The 16583-nt window shown below is 51.3% G+C and carries 16 protein-coding genes and 1 pseudogene; 14 read left to right on the forward strand and 3 right to left on the reverse strand.

Features of this window, described 5'->3' with window-relative positions:
• Nucleotides 1–75: 75 nt before the first annotated feature.
• The 7 genes and pseudogenes from FYB76_RS27110 to FYB76_RS16665 form a co-directional block, all read left to right on the forward strand.
• A pseudogene (locus FYB76_RS27110) lies at nucleotides 76–270 on the forward strand (IS21 family transposase); the annotation flags it as partial.
• A gap of 139 nt (nucleotides 271–409) precedes the next feature.
• On the forward strand, nucleotides 410–1516 hold the full coding sequence (locus FYB76_RS16640; RefSeq protein ID WP_154134317.1) for an ATP-binding protein: 1107 nt from the start codon (nucleotides 410–412) through the stop codon (nucleotides 1514–1516).
• 23 nt (nucleotides 1517–1539) lie between these two features.
• Entirely contained in the window at nucleotides 1540–2103 is a 564-nt protein-coding gene (locus tag FYB76_RS16645; RefSeq protein WP_154134318.1) for a helix-turn-helix domain-containing protein, read from the forward strand.
• Nucleotides 2104–2218: 115 nt separating this feature from the next.
• Entirely contained in the window at nucleotides 2219–2935 is a 717-nt protein-coding gene (locus FYB76_RS16650) for a multiubiquitin domain-containing protein (RefSeq protein WP_154134319.1), read from the forward strand.
• A 15-nt stretch (nucleotides 2936–2950) separates the two neighbouring features.
• A complete protein-coding gene (locus tag FYB76_RS16655) occupies nucleotides 2951–3349 on the forward strand; it encodes a hypothetical protein (RefSeq protein WP_154134320.1) in 399 nt (132 codons plus the stop codon).
• A complete protein-coding gene (locus FYB76_RS16660; RefSeq protein WP_154134321.1) occupies nucleotides 3350–4732 on the forward strand; it encodes a ThiF family adenylyltransferase in 1383 nt (460 codons plus the stop codon). It begins immediately after the preceding gene.
• A 29-nt stretch (nucleotides 4733–4761) separates the two neighbouring features.
• Entirely contained in the window at nucleotides 4762–5034 is a 273-nt protein-coding gene (locus FYB76_RS16665; RefSeq protein WP_154134322.1) for a hypothetical protein, read from the forward strand.
• 7 nt (nucleotides 5035–5041) lie between these two features.
• Here FYB76_RS16665 and FYB76_RS16670 read toward each other — a convergent pair whose 3' ends face one another.
• Entirely contained in the window at nucleotides 5042–5488 is a 447-nt protein-coding gene (locus FYB76_RS16670) for a hypothetical protein (protein ID WP_154134323.1), read from the reverse strand.
• A 43-nt stretch (nucleotides 5489–5531) separates the two neighbouring features.
• Nucleotides 5532–5945, reverse strand: coding sequence for a hypothetical protein (locus tag FYB76_RS16675; protein WP_154134324.1), 414 nt, complete (start codon nucleotides 5943–5945; stop codon nucleotides 5532–5534).
• Nucleotides 5946–6112: 167 nt separating this feature from the next.
• Between FYB76_RS16675 and FYB76_RS16680 the strand changes: the two genes are divergently transcribed.
• From FYB76_RS16680 to FYB76_RS27115, 7 genes are all read left to right on the forward strand, one after another.
• Nucleotides 6113–6484 carry a helix-turn-helix domain-containing protein gene (locus tag FYB76_RS16680; RefSeq protein WP_195724654.1) on the forward strand — a complete coding sequence of 124 codons (372 nt, stop codon included), beginning with the start codon at nucleotides 6113–6115 and terminating at the stop codon, nucleotides 6482–6484.
• A gap of 94 nt (nucleotides 6485–6578) precedes the next feature.
• A complete protein-coding gene (locus FYB76_RS16685) occupies nucleotides 6579–6683 on the forward strand; it encodes an ATP-binding protein (protein WP_229296994.1) in 105 nt (34 codons plus the stop codon).
• Between the two features lie 1097 nt (nucleotides 6684–7780).
• On the forward strand, nucleotides 7781–8518 hold the full coding sequence (locus tag FYB76_RS16690; RefSeq protein ID WP_154134326.1) for a hypothetical protein: 738 nt from the start codon (nucleotides 7781–7783) through the stop codon (nucleotides 8516–8518).
• A 65-nt stretch (nucleotides 8519–8583) separates the two neighbouring features.
• Nucleotides 8584–10611 carry a Mu transposase C-terminal domain-containing protein gene (locus FYB76_RS16695; protein WP_195724655.1) on the forward strand — a complete coding sequence of 676 codons (2028 nt, stop codon included), beginning with the start codon at nucleotides 8584–8586 and terminating at the stop codon, nucleotides 10609–10611.
• Between the two features lie 80 nt (nucleotides 10612–10691).
• On the forward strand, nucleotides 10692–11897 hold the full coding sequence (locus FYB76_RS16700) for a TniB family NTP-binding protein (protein ID WP_195724656.1): 1206 nt from the start codon (nucleotides 10692–10694) through the stop codon (nucleotides 11895–11897).
• A 178-nt stretch (nucleotides 11898–12075) separates the two neighbouring features.
• Complete coding sequence (locus tag FYB76_RS16705; protein WP_154134329.1) at nucleotides 12076–13257, forward strand: hypothetical protein; 1182 nt, start codon at nucleotides 12076–12078, stop codon at nucleotides 13255–13257.
• Nucleotides 13258–14808, forward strand: coding sequence for a TniQ family protein (locus FYB76_RS27115; RefSeq protein ID WP_154134330.1), 1551 nt, complete (start codon nucleotides 13258–13260; stop codon nucleotides 14806–14808). It begins immediately after the preceding gene.
• Between the two features lie 168 nt (nucleotides 14809–14976).
• Here FYB76_RS27115 and FYB76_RS16715 read toward each other — a convergent pair whose 3' ends face one another.
• Entirely contained in the window at nucleotides 14977–16509 is a 1533-nt protein-coding gene (locus tag FYB76_RS16715) for a hypothetical protein (protein ID WP_229296995.1), read from the reverse strand.
• Between the last annotated feature and the right edge of the window lie 74 nt (nucleotides 16510–16583).

Raw genomic sequence — 16583 nt, forward strand, 5'->3', positions numbered from 1 at the left:
GGCCGACGCATCGCATTGCACGCCGTTTCAAGTAAGCCAGGCATGACGGTGACCGCACGGGAGCATATCCGACCCGGAGCGATCGTGCCTTCTTACCCCTCAAGGCAATCATCCAGTGCTCTAGATTAATTCGAGCCTCGACTTTCAGCCTGGCTCAGAGCTGAGGCAGTCAAATCGCGCGAGCAGAGACGAACCCTGAAACAGATGTTCCTGGACTTAAGGGTGCTGGGATATGAAGGGTCTTATGACCGCGTGGCAGCCATCGGGAGGCAATAGAAGGTGAGTCGATAGAGAGGGTCAATTCTGTGAGCAAATCAACAGGCATCTCTGAAAATCCCAATACCCCCTTGTCGTATCGACCACTTTAGGCACTACAATTAGTTAAGAGGGGATTACAAGTAGACATTGAATGCTAGAAGATATAATTAAGTTGCTGCTAGGCACTCCTGAGTTAAAAGCAAAAGATGTTGCGCGTCTGCTATCTGGCGATTCAGATGACAGCAAAGTGAGCACTAAGCAAGTCAATCAGTTGCTGCACGCCAACAGTGATATTTTTACTCAAGATTCCGATTCGTTTTCTTGGTCGGTGAAAACTTGCCAGATTCGTTTTAAAGGGCATTGCTGGTTAAACAGTCGTCGCTTCGAAACCACGCTCCAAAGGGCCGGATGCCCGATGAGTTCGTCCGAGCCAATTCTGCATTTCATTTTCCCACTGGGATGCAAGCTTCTTTTGGAAGCAGCGTCTCGGATGATGACTTTAAGTAATCAGCTAATTCATCGTGGGAAGAGTGTCGTACTTGATTTTTCTGAGTCCACAACCACCATGCGTTATCTCTCACGCATGGGTTTTTTTGTTCACCTAGACTCAGCCGTAGTCGTTCTTCCTAAACGGCCATCAGATTCAGTAGCGAAGCGCTACAAAGGCCAGAATATTGAGCTGGTCGAATTCTTGAGCATTGATCCTTCAGTCGATGACCAACGTCCTCCAAAGTTGCTTCGGGATAGTTTCGTCCACCATACGGATAAAAGTTTTTTCCAACCCGCTTTTACAGTTTTCGCTGAGTTCATCAATAACATCCGTGATCACTCTGAAACCCCGGTTCACGGCTTCGCCTCATTGCAAGCTTATAAGAACGCTTCACCCCCACATATACAAACCGTGATTTCTGACAGCGGTGTGGGTATTGCTGGAACTTTGTGGCCGATCATTGAGACTGACTATCCCGAAGTGGCCGATGCGGTTCGCGATTCAGAACACCCTGATGCCCACCTGGTAAAGGAAGTTTTTCAACGTGGTGCCATCAGCTCCCTCGGCGCCGAAGCTGGTCGAGGTAGCGGCTTTTTGAGTACTTACGCGGTCGCCAAAAAATTCAATGCTAAAGTGCTCATCCGACAGGAAGACTTCGAAGTATTTCTACAATTTCGTAACGGTGCGCTGGAGACTTTCCGTCACTTCTCCAATTTGGTGCGGATAATTGGCACGCAAATCTGCTTCGATTTCACACTTGACGCTTAAGCGAAACAGCTTAAACTGCAACTATGAACGAGACTACTATTAAAATTAGCCTGCTCGAAGTCACTAATGAGCACAGTCCGTCCGGCAGCATCAAGGGCCAAGAAGTCTTCAATTCTTTAGTCAGTATTATCAGTTCTCAGCCCGCCGTACGAATTGTTGCCATCTCGCTACTAGGCATTCAGTCCACCGACGCTACTTTCCCAAGAGAAAGTGTAGTTAGTGTTGCCAAACATTTCCGTGGCGAAGTTGGACTCTATCTTTGTGACCTCGATCTTCTCGATGTCAGCGCTCGCGATTTCATTGCGAACTGGGGATATGCAGCTGCCGCGAAGGACCAGCCGCTGGTACTCTGGGATAACGACACTTATGAACTCATTGGTCCCATCACCGCTGCTTCTGCTCCTTGGGTTCATCTCGTGCTATCTAAAGGTCCGATTTCTGCCGCGCAAGTGGCAGTCGAATTCGAGACATCCGTTCAGAATGCCAGTACCAGGTTGAAAAGACTTGTTGATCAGGGTTATTTCATGCGTTCCGAGGTAAGCGCCGACTCCGGTGGCATTGAGTTCATTTATCACGCCATCAAATAATCTCATTAAACAGCTTCCGTTAACCAGAATGCCGTGATAGGATGTCTTCACGGTTGAAGGACATTTAAGTAGTTCATGTTCAACAGCCTCATTTAACCAGTATAAGGACTTAAACATGAATACTTCTACCCTCAATGCACCAGAAACTCAGCACAGCCAAGCCACTCGCTGGGAATTCCAAGTGGCCGGCCCCGACATGAACTTCGTTTCACTGCAAACCAACGACAGCATTCTGCTCGCACGCCAAGTGCTGCAATTGTCCGGCCATAAGCCGGTCAATGAGTATTTGGTCTTCCAGTGGCCACAGTGCGGCGAACTGAAAGAACTGCAGCTGGACGAGAGCGTAGATCTCAATGCCCAAGGCGTTGAACGTTTCATCGTCTTCCGTAGCGATCGTTCCTATCGCCTGCTCTTGGAGGACGACCGCATCGAATGGGGCACTTCGCAGATCTCCGGTCGTAGCCTGAAGTTGCTAGCCGGCGTTGACCCGGAGGAATTCGCCGTGCTGCAAGACCTGACGCACAGCGCCGATCGCGAGATCGGCAACGACGAATTCGCCGACTTGTCCGGCGATGGCGTGGAGCGCTTCAAGATCGAGCAAAAAGTCATCCGTGTCGAAGTTAATGATATGCCGGTCATCATCGACAAGAAGGAGGCCACTGGCCTGCATATCAAGCAGTTGGCGATCGCTCAGCATGTGCCGATCCAGATCGGCTTCCAGCTGATCATGGAACGTCCGGGTCAGCCGTCCAAGGTGGTGGGTGATGACGAGAAAATCCACGTCAAGTCTGGCATGAAGTTCCGTGCCATCCCGGCTGACGACAACAGCTAATTGGGAGCGACCTTCATGGCACACGTAGACGTGCAGAAGGTCGTGGCGATTCTGCAACGAGAATTTTCAGGATCGTCCGTGACTTTCACCGACGATGGAAGCGGTACCGGTGGCGGCTGGGTCATCATTGACCCGGTCACAATCGGTGATCGCTACACCAAGAACCAGACTTGGATGGGCGCCCATCTGAACGGCCTGTTGCCCTTTGCCGATATCTACCCTCTCTATATCGGCTCCGATGTTCAACAAGCTAGTGGCGCGGGGCATTTTCCTGCGATCACCCCTGGTCACAACTTCCAAGGGAAGGCTGCGCTTCAAGTTTCCAAACGCACCAACCACACCTTGGTACCCACAGCCGAGGCTGCGGCCATGAAGTTCATCAAGGTGCTTCATTACATTAAGGAGGGACCGTAAATGTCTCGCTCTGCCCGACTGCTCTTCCCCGAGACGATCTATACCTCGGTCTTTCACCATCTGTTTTCGACCCGTCGTGAAAATGCCGGTGTCTTGCTTTGCGGCTGGCACACAGAAGGCGAAACGGTAACACTCGTCGTGAAGGAATTCCGAGCCGCACGCCACGGCGTCGACTATACGACTTCCCCCAAGGGCTATGGACGCCTCGAACCGCTGTTCATCGACGAAGCGCTTCGTGCGGCGAAGTCACAAGGCCTGGCGTACCTCGCCATCCACAATCACTTCGCCGGCGACTCGGTATCTTTCAGCAACGTCGATCTGGCGTCCCATGAATATGGCTATCCGACGCTCCTGCACCTGAACCGGCCACTACCTGTCGGCGCGGCAGTTTTCGGCACGAATAGCATCGAAGTCGACGTGTGGATGCCTGACGGACGTCGGTTACAGCTGGAGACTGCACGAGTGCTCGGACATGGCATCAGGCATCTCTGGGCGTCACCCGCGGGCCGGCCACCATTTGCCTACGACGAGAAGGTCGACCGCCAGCTTCTGTTCTTACGCAATCGAGGCCAAGGTCTGTTGACAAAGGCAAGGATTGGCATCGTCGGCCTGGGTGGTCTCGGCTCCCAACTCACCGAACCGCTAGCTCGCCTGGGCATCTCCACGTTCGTGTTGCTCGATCCCGACCGGATCGACAATTCGAACTACTCACGTGTCCATGGTTCGGCTCCTGGCGACCTCCCGGCTGAGGGGTGCAAGGGTGCTCACAAGGTGGACATCGCCAAGAGACTGATCTTATCGATCAATCCGCAGGCCGACGTCGAAGCACTTGCCGTTGATGTCTCGAAGGGCGGCACGTACAGGTCGCTGCTGACCTGCGACTATGTCTTTTTGGCAGCTGATTCGGCCGTTGCACGCTTGACCTGTAATGCCGTTGCACATCAGTACTACGTCCCGATGCTCCAGGTAGGCACGAAGGTACTCTTTGATGACGACCAACCGCCGGTTGTCTTCGGTGCCGTGCGCAAGATTACGCCTGGCCGCGGCTGCCTTTGGTGCAACGGCCTGATTGATCGCAAGGAGCTTGCCGACGTTGGCAAGAGCGAGGAACAACTGCGCAGCGAACAATATGGCGTAAAGGCATCGAGCCCCTCGGTCGTCACCTTCAACGCCGAGGTCGCCGGCCGGGCGCTCAATCAGTTTTTGCTGCAGTACGCGTCCGAAGGAGTAAACGAGCATGATCTGGGTGACTACCAGATGCTCAACCTCCTGACAGGCAGTCGAGATCTGGTCGAAGCGCGATCCGCGGCTGATTGCCCCTTCTGCCAAGCTGCTTCTCGTCTCGGAGCCGCAAACTCAGTGGCCGTCCCTGAGTCGGCCTAAGTGGGACGACATGCTGTCACCGGCGCCGCGTGCCGCCGGTGACAGTTTTATCAAATAAAAAGGAAAACGATGCAGTTTTTAATGCTGGTTCTGTCGATCCATTTATGTTCGTCGTTTTCACGATGTTCGTAGTCATTGCCTACCTTTCGGTAGCCAAAGATCTCAGTAAAACTGGGGCTATCTTATGCGGTGCAGGGATGATTTTTCTTGCTGGGCTGTTTGCTTACCATGTCAGCCTTGGCGCGTATCTCTCAAATCCACAATATCGTATGTACCCACGAAACCAGTTCGATGTTGCTTAAGACGTTATTACTCAATTGCACTGAGTAGCAGCAAGAGCAGTTCTTCATCAGTCTTGGGTAATGTTCTCCACACAAGATCCACCTGGCACGAATACTCGTGCCAGGCCGAAATAATCTGGTCAGTATGATGGTCCTTGCCTGCCGCTAGAAGTACTCGCTGCATCCTGGCCAGATCAAGTGAATACTCCGTAGCGATTCGCCTCTGCATTTTTGATGACAACGCCTTGGATCTTACTGCATCCCCAGACCTCCGCTGAGATGTTTTCATCCGAGCCTTTCTCAGCTGTTCCTCTGCAAGTAAGGCCCTTTGCCGGAAACTGGCAGCCTCTTTGAGTAACTCGGATATCTGTCGCCAGTAGTCGCGCCCGAGATCTCCGTCTTGCAACGCCAATTCATACAACGTTTGCAAAGCTACGGACAGATCAATTTCGTCCAAGGAGTCTAATAATGTCATGGAAATACTGGCCGAGGCCTATCAAATACGGACATGTTCCGAATCAAGAAAAACTCGCTTCGATATCGAAAGTACGTTGCTCGTCGAATTGCGGCTGCCCACTATGCGCAGGCCTTGGCTGCTCGCCATCATCAAAATAGACCCTCAGTTTGATACCGGTCTGTGGGCATGGATACGACCCAATAGCGGTCACCACCGATATAGATAGTGCGTCATCAAATCGAGACAGCGCATACACAATGAATTCGTCATCGATCTCACAGTGAACATGGGCAAGCAATTCATCTATATCCGAGAACAATCGAATATGAGTCAGTGGAATTTGGGCATTGACGTTGGGGGCCACAATAAAGCAGGGCTCACTAACATCCAATAAAGCAGAGTGCCAAGGAATAGCTGGAGTAAGTAGAGCGCCAGGGGCTCCTTCAACCTTCCAAGTGGGATGTGTGATGAACATGAATAGATGCTTAACCGCCTGAGGCGTCGGCCCCATCGGCATTTCCGGTGCATAAAGATCCGCGGATACTAGTTTAACTTGATCCTTTACGTCAACTTTATTGATCCAACAGGCCCTGTTACGCGAGAAGAGATGAAGAGACCATGTGCAAGACATTGAGCTTGCCCATGAAAAAGACCCGAGATCACCAGTTACCTGTTCCTGCTGCCAAGTTACTTGGTAAAAATATCGCCACGCTGCGGAAGGTAAGCTCACTTACTCAACAGCAACTTGCTGCTGCTTTGGGTGTCGAAGTTGAGACGATCTCTCGATTTGAGAATGGTCGATTAAATACGTCTCTCGACCAAGTTGATGCGTTGGCAACATTTTTCAATGTTCCAGTATGGACACTTTTTGCTCCGGTTGATCAGAAGACGAACTTCCCAGATCCAATTCTAATCACGAAGATGCGCACCCTGTCCCCAAAGCACAAAACCACGCTGCAGGACTTAATCCTGGTGTACTACCACGCCCATCGCAGTTCATCTAAGGCTGGCTAACGCAACAGGCCGCCAATCCGCAGCTTCCCCACAAGCAACATTCAGCTTTTTGCTAGGAACGAAATCCGCAAAAAAACGCTTGACCACACAAGCGATGAATCCCTGTCCGTGCGGGCTGTATGGCGATCCCTCGGGACGCTGCCGCTGCACGCCGGAACTGGTCAAGCGCTATCAGTGGACATCGCCGAAGTTAGCCTAATAAATAATCAAAGTAAGACTCAAACTTCGAACTTCTCGCTATCCCACAACAGGGGTGACCAGCATCAATCCCCTGTCTCTGTGGAGAAGCTACAACACTCAACACGACCTAGTTATCCATAAAGTTATCCACAGCAACTCGTAAAACCTCTTAAGCAGAAGAGCTTTGAGTAATGCAAAAATTTGGAAACTTCATTTGTTCAAAAACCGCAATGAAATAAAAGTACACCAGCCGGAGAACCAGGTAACACCGCCAGGCAAAATTTCAACATTTTGCAAAATGCGAGTTTAATGGTATACGTTATGCGTTTGACAATGCCACTCTGAAAATTATCAAAACCATCATTTCTCGTCAGAAATTACGCCTCATTGCTCGTTTTTTGTTCATCTTAGGGCTTTCCCGCAGTGGAGGATGTGCAGGAAAAAATCTTGCGCTCGACAAAATCTGTGCCTAAACTCAACTCCGTTCCATCTCATAGGCCCTCGATTAAATGCGAGTAATTTTCCCAACCCTCCTTTTTTCTTGAAAAATTGCCGTACAGAATCTGTGGTGAGCTGCCCACGCTACGAGCTTTTCATATTGCAATAAATACAATTATGTTGCTTTTAGAAAAGTCTTGTTTCCTGCTGTTTCCGGAAAAGTATTGCCAAGAATTTTCTCGAATTTCTTCTTTGCAACGATTTCCAGCAACCGGCAAAGGAGTGAATTACGCTCACCTATGGTTGAGCTACACCCCTCCCCCGATTTCATTTGCAGCCTTGTTAAGGGGGGTGTTGGGCCGGTTGGTGATGCCAGGTCCGGCGTGGAATGAAGCGTAGAAAGAAAGAGGTCCCGGGTCTTAGATACCCGGCGTTGAACAACTGAATATCTGCACAGAAAGGGATGGCATGAAACACTGCCCGAAAAAGAAAAAGCGGCGAATTACATAAGAGTAATTGCCGCTTTTGACTCTAGGAAGTTGCCTTCACAAGAGGTGTAGGAGCCTTGAAGGTAACTTCCCCGAGTCCACTGGTCAAGTACCAGTCACACCATTTTTAAGTTTTCTAAGCGCAATTCGCGCAGAGAAAGGGGAAGTTATGCGAGCACCAAAGCACAAAATGGGCACCGAAGAATGGGCCCAAGCCATTTTCAGCTCCAATCCAGCCCGTGAGCTTAAGGGGCCATCTCGCCGGACCCAGCTTCACACATACGATTCGAAGCATCTCGGCATGATAAGAGTTCAGGGACGCAACGAATACTGTTCCTCCCTGGCTATCGAATACCTCATGGAGTTGGGGTACATCCAGCAAGCAAAGGCACAGCCTTTCAAGACATCAATGGAAGAATTCGGCCGCGAGATTTTTCCTGATTTCTTGATTCGAGTGCCGAGCCTCAAGGAGCTCCGCCTTTGCGTCATTGAGACCAAGGCGCATCGGTTCCTCTCGCCGGCGAAACTGTGGGAGCTTGACGAGCTCGGGGCAAAATTTGGCGAACTGAACATCGCCTACATCGTATGGACAGACGCCACGCCATTGAGCAAACCTGTGCGCGACCACCTCATGCATATGCGTATGGCAAGCAACGCGGATATTCCGCAGACTGAAATCCGAGAACTGCTTAATTGGGTTGACGCGCAAGGCGCGAGAGCCACCATCGGGAGCCTCCCCCCCGACTCGAAATTTGACAGAGACACTGTCTATGCTGCGGCATGGAAAGGCCTCGTGTATCTCCCGCTGACGAAGCCTCTCACATTAGACACACTCATCTCCACCACAGAGCAAGACAACATCATCGGTATGTTCTTGGGAGGCAGCAAGGGTGCGGATGAGTGGTGGTCGGCCCTAACGAACTACTAAGCGGGGGACACATGAATACCCCTAGGCCGTCGCAATTCGCGATGGAAGCAGGAACTCGCCTGCGTATGGGAAGCATCGTCTTCGAAATCAACGAATTAAAGGGTAGCCGCGCGGTCATCGAACACTGCGCTACGCACGAGCGTAAGTGGATAAATTTAGAAACCTTATGGGCCGCCTACAAAAAGGGGGATTTAGTTCCATATGCGGATACCGCGTCCATTGCCTCGGAAGACCTGCAGGAGCAGATGCAGGACATCTGGAAAGGTCTCGAGACAACGGGTGGCATGCTGGCCTTTGGTGAGAAAGCTCGTCACTTCGGTTTGAAATGCCTCGCCTATATCCGAGAGATGAAGAAGCTCGGCCACACATCTATGCGGCCGACAAACATCAAAAAAATCGACTACGAACGGTTGACAAAGCAGAAGCATGACCAAAATCCACCTAAGCTATCGACGCTCTATGCGTGCGAAAGAAAAATCGACCGCGCAGGTGGCGACTTACAAGCGGCCTTTCCTCAGTTCTCACGACGTGGCGGAAGAGGAAAGTTCCGTGTTGCAAGGGCAGTAAAGGAAGCAATCGATAAGGTCTTGAGAAGACTCGCGGCCAGCAACGCGAAAGTTCGTTTCACCGAGGTACATAAAGACGTTCAGCACGAGTTAAACGAGACGGTGGGCGTTGAGAAGGCACAAGCACTGCGACCGTCGCTGACGACTGTGACCCGGGAGACGAAGCGCTGTCTGGGAGAGTTCGAAATCTGCAGGCGGAACAAGAGCCTCGCAGTAGCAAAGGAGGAATTCCGTGATTGGTATCCGCGAGACCGAGCCACCTTTACCGGACAAGTGGTTGAATGTGACGATAAGGACTCAGGTGTTTTCGCTGTCGACTCTAGGACAGGGCTTCCATACGGAAGGATTTGGATTACCTCAGCTGTTGACCAATTTTCTAATGTCCCGACCGGGCTGAACATTGGCTCCGGCGCTCGAAATACCGAGTCTGCAATCAGAACGGTGATTAATGCTGTTATGCCTAAGCTGAGGGGACATGGCGACTATGCTGAAGTACAAAATGAGATTCCGTACATGGGGCGACCTTCGCTCATCCTTTTCGATAACGCCAGCTACAACCATACGCAGGAGGTGGCAACCGCAGTCATAACAGTTGCAAATGCAGCCACCGAGTTCGCTCTTCCAGGAACTCCGACTGAGAAGTCAACAATGGAGAATTTCAACGGCGTGTCGGTGGGCTTTTTGGAAACCCTACCAGGATATGTGGGGCCGAAGAAGCATGTGCGAGACACAGTCGAAGCGGGGCTGAGCAGTGCGATATTGACCACCGAGGAATTCAGACGGAGATTCATGAAGTGGGTGTATGACGTTCATTGTCATACGGCCGGCTATGACGGCTTCACGCCAAAGGAAAGGTACATGCGGGGGATGGAGGGAAGGCGTGCACGCTTACCGGGGAACGTGCACGACATTGAACTAGCAGCACTGAGGCCACATTCCGTGCAGCTAAGGCCAGTTGGCGTCGAGTTTTATAACGGGCTCAGGTATTACCACACGGCCTTTTCGTTATGGCAGAAGTCCTATGGCAAGTCGTTGCGTGTTGAGTTCCGGTTCGACCCTGATGACTTGAGTTTCATCTGGGTGAAATATCCGGCGGGTACTGAGAACACGACTCGTAATCCACCTCCGCCGCGATGGCTTCGCGTGGCTAGCGCGAATTTGGCCTACACGACTGGCCTGACGCTGTTCCAGCACAAGTTGATAGTGAAGATGGCCCGCGAACGCCGCAATAGCCACCCGGATATGGCGCTCATGCTTCGCTGCCGTGAGGACCTCATCAACCTGACAGCGGAAATGCGCACATCCAAAAAGCTACGCGAGCGCAAAGTGGCCAACCGAGTGGGTGACTTGCCACCGCTGCCTACAGTTGACGGAGGCACGGAGGCTAGGAATGAAGCAGCGGCGATGGAGGATAGGCTAATGACCGACCTTGAGGCGAAGCTGCGAGAAATCGACGAGGTTACGCTAGAACAGGAAGATGAGGAGGAATGGCGAGACCCTTCCGAACCGACTTCCGCCTTTGAGTAGTCGCAATAAGCTAATGAACAATGCCGGGGCGACGGGGGGCTATCCCCGCTTCTATTCCGCCCCAAGTTGAGGATAAAACTATGAATTCCCCTAAGTCTACCAAGACACAAAGGATAGAAGACGAGGCAAGTATTGTATCCGCGCGGGATAAATGGCGAGGCGCAGACATCAACGCACGACGGCTTCACATGGCGAGCTCACAATTTTTCGTCAGACATCCACAATGCTCAGCTGCAATCAGTGAAATTCGTCTCATCGCTGAGAAATGCAAATTGGAGAAAAAAGGAAGAGGCCTGCTGACCATGGCTGGCTCTGGTGCTGGCAAGACATATCTGGCGAACTACATACAGGACACAATGCCACGCGATGACGAAGGAGATGTCAGTAAGGTACCAACAGTGTACTTCAAGATTCCGTCTGCTCCTACTCAGCGGGGTCTCGCCACAGCACTCCTTACCGCGCTTGGAGACCCGAGACCGAAAGGGAGCGCTGCCGAAATGTCAAAGCGCGCAGAGATACTGATGTCCAAGGTCGGGACTGAAATCATCTTCATTGATGATATCCAAGATATTCCAGAAAAGCGTGGAGTAAAAGGTGTGGTTCAACTAGGCAATTGGATTCGAGACCTCATCGATGGCTCCAAATGCCTTGTTGTTATGCTAGGCACATTCGCTGCAATTGATGTGGTGCGCGGCAATGACCAACTGAACCGACGCGCTATGAAACATCAACGCATTGAATATTTCTCGATGACCGGCACAGACAACATTTCCCGGACCAAGCGCTTTCTGGACAACTTGGACAAAGCTCTGCCGCTAGCCGAGCACTCTAAACTCGTCGATTCTGACATCGCATTGCGCTTCATCTATGCCACGAATGGCGTCACCTCCCTGATGTTGGACGTGGCAAAAGAGGCGGTCGACATTGCAGTCTCCAACGAAAGAGAGCACCTGATTCTGCAGGATTTGGCAAAGGCGTTTGAACGCCTTTTTGGAGAACATCACCGCGACACTAATCCATTCAGCGTCCAGCTTCCTCGTGCTCTCACTCGGGAGGATGAGTTATTCCATCACTGGTATGACACGTCCAATCCGGCGAAAGAACCAGAACCGAAACCTCAGCTGCAGCCGAAGCAGAAGACACCAGCGATGGAGGAAACGAAGGCCGTACAGAAGCTGGCCAAGAAAACCTCCAAGAAAACACCAGAACCAGCCCCCGGAAATGCTCCCCAACAAGAGCTTGTAGATAAGGTCACTGGGGCCGAAGTCGAGATAGCCTTGGCATAACCGTCCTACATAATCTGCGTCCCCTAGAGGGTCGAGTTATCTGATACCTCATCCCTTCATACTTGGAAGAGGTATCGGAATGCAAAACAATAACTAGATGAATAAACAAGCAGCCACAGCAACACGTCTATTAGTACGTCTCAACGCTAGCCATTATCCAGACCGACAGGACTTCCTCATGCGTTTAGCTGCCGCCAACTTGCTCACCGTCCACGAACTCTCATCGGTTCTGGGCGTGGCGTATTACATGTTGGTTCAAATCGAGGCTGAAGAGCTCAACGGTCTGATGCGCGGCGAGCCTATTCAGAAGCAATATAACAGGAGTGGTCTTCGCCAAATGGGGAAAAATGCACGCATATGTCCTGCGTGCATTGCCGAGGAGCTACCGGCTACGGCGGCGATGAGTGCGCACCTTCCTATTCCGTGCGACAGGCATAATCTGATGCCTATTGACGAATGCGGACACTGTAAGAGCACACTTAGTTATAAACGGCATCAGATTAAGTCCTGCAATTGCGGCTTTCCGCTGGCAAGTTCGAAGCAGATTTCTCCTCCAAACTGGCTCCCTGACTTCTTTCGCAAGTATTTTAGCGGTGACACGCCTGTAGCAAACGAATTCGGCGATGACGACAGGCAGAATTGCCACGTAGCAGCAAAAGTCGTACGCGCGCTTCTATCGAAACCGGAAACTAAAATTCCCTACGCCTGGATTTCGCTCACCGAGTTCTTGTCGTTTGAGAGCTTCGTCACCGAATGGCCGACGACCTTGAGAAAATTCATTTATTCGCTACCAAAACAAGAGAAAAATGCATACACCAGTGCGATTGCTGTCCGCATAAACGGGTTGAAAAATGTCACCCTTCCCAAGGCAGCCTACAGTATCTGGGATGAAGTGCGTTCTGACTTGGGCGATTCCACACGGCTTGTCCTCCGGCAAAATACGTCCATAGCAACAGTCTCTCTCGAAGAGGCCGCGGATATTTTGGGCACCGACGTAAACTTTACGTTGCATCTCTGGTGGGCTGGCTGGTTCCATGCTGCAGAACTTGAAGACGACTTATGGACGCCTCGCTTTGACCCGAACCATCTGACCGACACCTTAAACGGGCTGCGAAATCGCTGCCTGCCGGGCCGCGAGTCAGAACCAAATCTGCCCCACATATGGAGTGAATTCCGCAAGAAGGCAGTCCGACCGTGCGCGCACCTTCGCACGATGGCAAGCAATCCTGCGGACTGGCCTCTCTACTCAACCGTGGTGAATTCTAAAATTGACGATATGACTTCCCGAGTGTCGAGATGGACAAGTCTTAGCAATGAACTCTCCATTGCAGACAGGCTTTTTTATGCTGCGGTGAAATAAATGTTTCTCGTCCGGCCAGCTCCATTTTCGGATGAATCGCTATCTTCCTGGCGACAGCGAAGCGGCATGGCAAATGGATTCAGAATCTACCCGCGGCCTTCCTCATCCTCTTACGTGCTGGAGCCTGACGGGTATCCGAAGGACGGAGAAATGGAATGGTTGAGTGAAACGAGTCGCCTGCCCCAAAACACCATTCAGGCACTGTGCCTTGAAAACGTCGGACAGCGGATATCTGCTCGGCTAACAATGGCTAAGCGACGGCGATGGGTGGTCCCATGCAATATAAAAGGTCCCTCAGATGGAAGAAGCACGTGTTGCCCGTTATGCCTCGCAGAGGATGCTACCCCGTATTTCCGGCTGGCGTGGCGATTCGCGTTCATGACCCATTGCCCTCGACATGGTTGTGTCCTTACCGAAGCATGCTCCACTTGCGGAGAGCCCATGTGGCCGGCATCTCAGCGTATTCTTCTGAGCCGGCCACCCACCGAATTGTCGCGATGTCAAAGCTGCGGAGAAATTCTAGGGGGCAATGACGGTATCGACAAAGAAATGCAAGACATTGCCCATGCCCTCTGGCTTTGTGTGACTTCTGGCACCGTGCCAAGTTCGATGCCGCAGGTAGCCAGCGCGCAAGAGTTATTTGACGCACTTTGGACAATGGCTCAACTTCTTATTCGCTCCGGCGCTCAGAGAATTTGGAAATTCTTGCCTGATTGTGTTGCCGTTAGTGCTCCGACTGTTACTGGGGCTCATTATGTTGAGCTACTGCCAGTGAAGCAACGAGCCCAAATAATCAGAGGCGCCTACTGGCTCCTCGCTTCTTGGCCGAACAATTTTTATGAGGCTGCACGAGCGGCTCAAATATCAAGGCTTCATTTTTCCAGCAATTGGGCCATTCAGCCAACCTGGCTTTCGTCCTTCATCAGCGAAAAATTGTCGGTGAAACGACTAAGAGTAACTGAGAGTCAGGTGGTCACTGTCATTAAGCACTTTGAGGAGAACGGACTTGCGGTAACGAAATCCAGTCTAAGACGCGCCCTAAATGTGTCGGAAGCAAAAGCCATCCATAAGTTGGTAAAGCACCGACATCGCGCTACACGAGAGGAATTCACTACTCTATGTACCGCCATAGAGCGGCGCATTGAGGTGACACCTCGCTCTCGCGACCAAAGGACCACTCTCTGCCGCGACTATCTCATCTTTTTACTAAGTGTACTGAGTGACACCTGCGTTGAGACAATATGCAAGATGTCACACGAAGAGGTCGAGGCGCTTATACAGCAGCTTCGTGACAGGGCCGTTAGCAGTGCTAGGCCATCCGAATTCTTTAGCACTCTTACGTACGCAAGGAATTTGGCTGACCAAGAGGAGCCGCTTATTCGCAGCAGCAATAAAAATATGCGGCGGCGCTTCACTGGGCGGTTTGGGGACGAGCTATCCGGTTGCACCGTACGGGACCGATTTGCGAAAATGATAACGCAGGAACTGGATAGGAACCTTTGGAACAGCGTGGACGCATTTTTGGGAATCTACCCCAGCAGCGAGAAGTAGTTTTCAGTCCGTCGCTTGCTGAGCTCTAGCACCAACCAACTAAGTAGCTTGGCTATTCTAGGCCAAGGGACGAAGGCGTTGTCGTGCTGCCATGACTACAGTATCAACCGACTCGCTTTCTCTCCGAAATCCCTCAAGCTCAGAAGGCGGCATCGATAGATGCCAGCATCAGGTCTGATTTTTTTTGAATACGGAAAATGTCTTAAGCCATAGCTGACGAGTCGCCAATCGTACATTTCCGAGAATACCTCGCAATCCAAACATTACCCCTGGCCTTGACTGTGGATGTGGTGGGAGCCACCCGGCCGCAGGGCCAACATGCACAGTGATACCTCGTGCAAACGATTCCTGCTCATATGGAGAACCACGATAAAGAATGGCGTCGGTTTTCATCGACAGCTCTTTGTAAAGTTCGTTATCTGTAGCGCAAGAGTACAGCAGTGCCACAGTGAATGTTTCTTCACCGCTTGTTGCGGTAGCCAGGATGTATAGAGCGCTTTCATCAGGCTTCCCGACTTCCACAGACCAACCGGCATTTCTCAATGGTCGAACGACGTCGGTTATGCAATCTTCTGACAAAATGGCTCTGCGAAGCAAAACACCGTCGTCTGTAGCCAACTCCGGGACAAGACGCCCTTGCTCATGGAATTTTTTGATTTCATGCTTTGCCAACATTGACTGCAAGTGAGCACGTAATAGAGCTTGCTGCCAAAGAAGCTCTCCATCCTTATCCATTGATGGGAAGAACAGCGACACCTGGTTTGAGTTGTCATGCCAAGACTCAATAACACCAAGAGTAGCAATCGCAACGACCAACCGTCGGAAGTTGGCACCATCCTGCCATTTGGATGACATACCATGTGCAAAGAGATGCCGATTTAACCAAGTTAGACCGTCGTATTTCTTGGTGTCCTGAAAAAACGAGGATTTCAACCACCGTCGAAAAGTCTCGAAAGTAAAAACTCTTTCATCTTGGCTAAACAGATACTGGACCGTTCTGTAAGCGCTAGGTACCCATTGACCGTAGAAATGAAGTTTTGCTGCCAGCTCGATAGCACGGTCCACGACTCTGTCGATTTCGTCCAGAATCTTGGCTCCGTCGCTAGCACCCGCGATTCGCTTAATCGCCCCCTCAAGAATCGGTATCAAGGCGGCGATGCTTGAAGCGCGACTACCACTGTAAAAGCCTAGGTAGGCCTCGCGAATTAACGGTGCGAACTCAGAAAGAATGCGCGATTTCGGTAGAAGCTGCGCGATACATACAGCCTGAAAGGGCAACGTGTAGATGGTTGAGGTGTGATATTCAAATTTCCGGAGCGCATCTTCTCGGTCACGTTGCACGACGTCCGCCAAGAGAGGAGCGACATCTCCGCGTGAAACCCATAGCGGCGAAAACCATTCCATCTTAGCCCATAATGCCGCTTCTCGATTCGCGTGCCCAAGATTTGTGACCCACTCTGGGTCTGCTCCAATTTTATGGAGGGGAAAACAGGCGGTTTGCTCTCCTGTTGATAAAACAACGGCCGGAGTTAGCCGGAAAATACCAACGTCTTTAATCTCGAGCGAATACACAGGGAGTCCCATCGTTTCAGCTCTCTCGCGAATCTTTGAAAGTTCAACGTTGCTCGAGTCGGGTTGAGCTGCTATCCACGTCCAAAGTGCCTCGAACTTCCCCTCTATCTGATTCTTGTGCTTTCCCATTTTTGCTCCACGCAATGGCGTAACTTGCTCCGCTTCCTTGAATGATTCGCGTGCTTATCTTACTAACTAAGACA

The sequence above is a fragment of the Herbaspirillum sp. CAH-3 genome (assembly GCF_009668275.1).
Lineage (GTDB): Bacteria > Pseudomonadota > Gammaproteobacteria > Burkholderiales > Burkholderiaceae_D > Herbaspirillum > Herbaspirillum aquaticum.

What these genes read in the sequence shown, in the direction of transcription:
- FYB76_RS16640 (WP_154134317.1), top strand. Translation starts at nt 410, where the DNA reads ATGCTAGAAGATATAATTAAGTTGCTGCTAGGCACTCCTGAGTTAAAA.
- FYB76_RS16645 (WP_154134318.1), top strand. Translation starts at nt 1,540, where the DNA reads ATGAACGAGACTACTATTAAAATTAGCCTGCTCGAAGTCACTAATGAG.
- FYB76_RS16650 (WP_154134319.1), top strand. Translation starts at nt 2,219, where the DNA reads ATGAATACTTCTACCCTCAATGCACCAGAAACTCAGCACAGCCAAGCC.
- FYB76_RS16655 (WP_154134320.1), top strand. Translation starts at nt 2,951, where the DNA reads ATGGCACACGTAGACGTGCAGAAGGTCGTGGCGATTCTGCAACGAGAA.
- FYB76_RS16660 (WP_154134321.1), top strand. Translation starts at nt 3,350, where the DNA reads ATGTCTCGCTCTGCCCGACTGCTCTTCCCCGAGACGATCTATACCTCG.
- FYB76_RS16670 (WP_154134323.1), bottom strand. Translation starts at nt 5,488, where the DNA reads ATGACATTATTAGACTCCTTGGACGAAATTGATCTGTCCGTAGCTTTG.
- FYB76_RS16675 (WP_154134324.1), bottom strand. Translation starts at nt 5,945, where the DNA reads ATGTTCATCACACATCCCACTTGGAAGGTTGAAGGAGCCCCTGGCGCT.
- FYB76_RS16680 (WP_195724654.1), top strand. Translation starts at nt 6,113, where the DNA reads ATGAAAAAGACCCGAGATCACCAGTTACCTGTTCCTGCTGCCAAGTTA.
- FYB76_RS16685 (WP_229296994.1), top strand. Translation starts at nt 6,579, where the DNA reads ATGAATCCCTGTCCGTGCGGGCTGTATGGCGATCCCTCGGGACGCTGC.
- FYB76_RS16690 (WP_154134326.1), top strand. Translation starts at nt 7,781, where the DNA reads ATGGGCACCGAAGAATGGGCCCAAGCCATTTTCAGCTCCAATCCAGCC.
- FYB76_RS16695 (WP_195724655.1), top strand. Translation starts at nt 8,584, where the DNA reads ATGGGAAGCATCGTCTTCGAAATCAACGAATTAAAGGGTAGCCGCGCG.
- FYB76_RS16700 (WP_195724656.1), top strand. Translation starts at nt 10,692, where the DNA reads ATGAATTCCCCTAAGTCTACCAAGACACAAAGGATAGAAGACGAGGCA.
- FYB76_RS16705 (WP_154134329.1), top strand. Translation starts at nt 12,076, where the DNA reads ATGCGTTTAGCTGCCGCCAACTTGCTCACCGTCCACGAACTCTCATCG.
- FYB76_RS27115 (WP_154134330.1), top strand. Translation starts at nt 13,258, where the DNA reads ATGTTTCTCGTCCGGCCAGCTCCATTTTCGGATGAATCGCTATCTTCC.
- FYB76_RS16715 (WP_229296995.1), bottom strand. Translation starts at nt 16,509, where the DNA reads ATGGGAAAGCACAAGAATCAGATAGAGGGGAAGTTCGAGGCACTTTGG.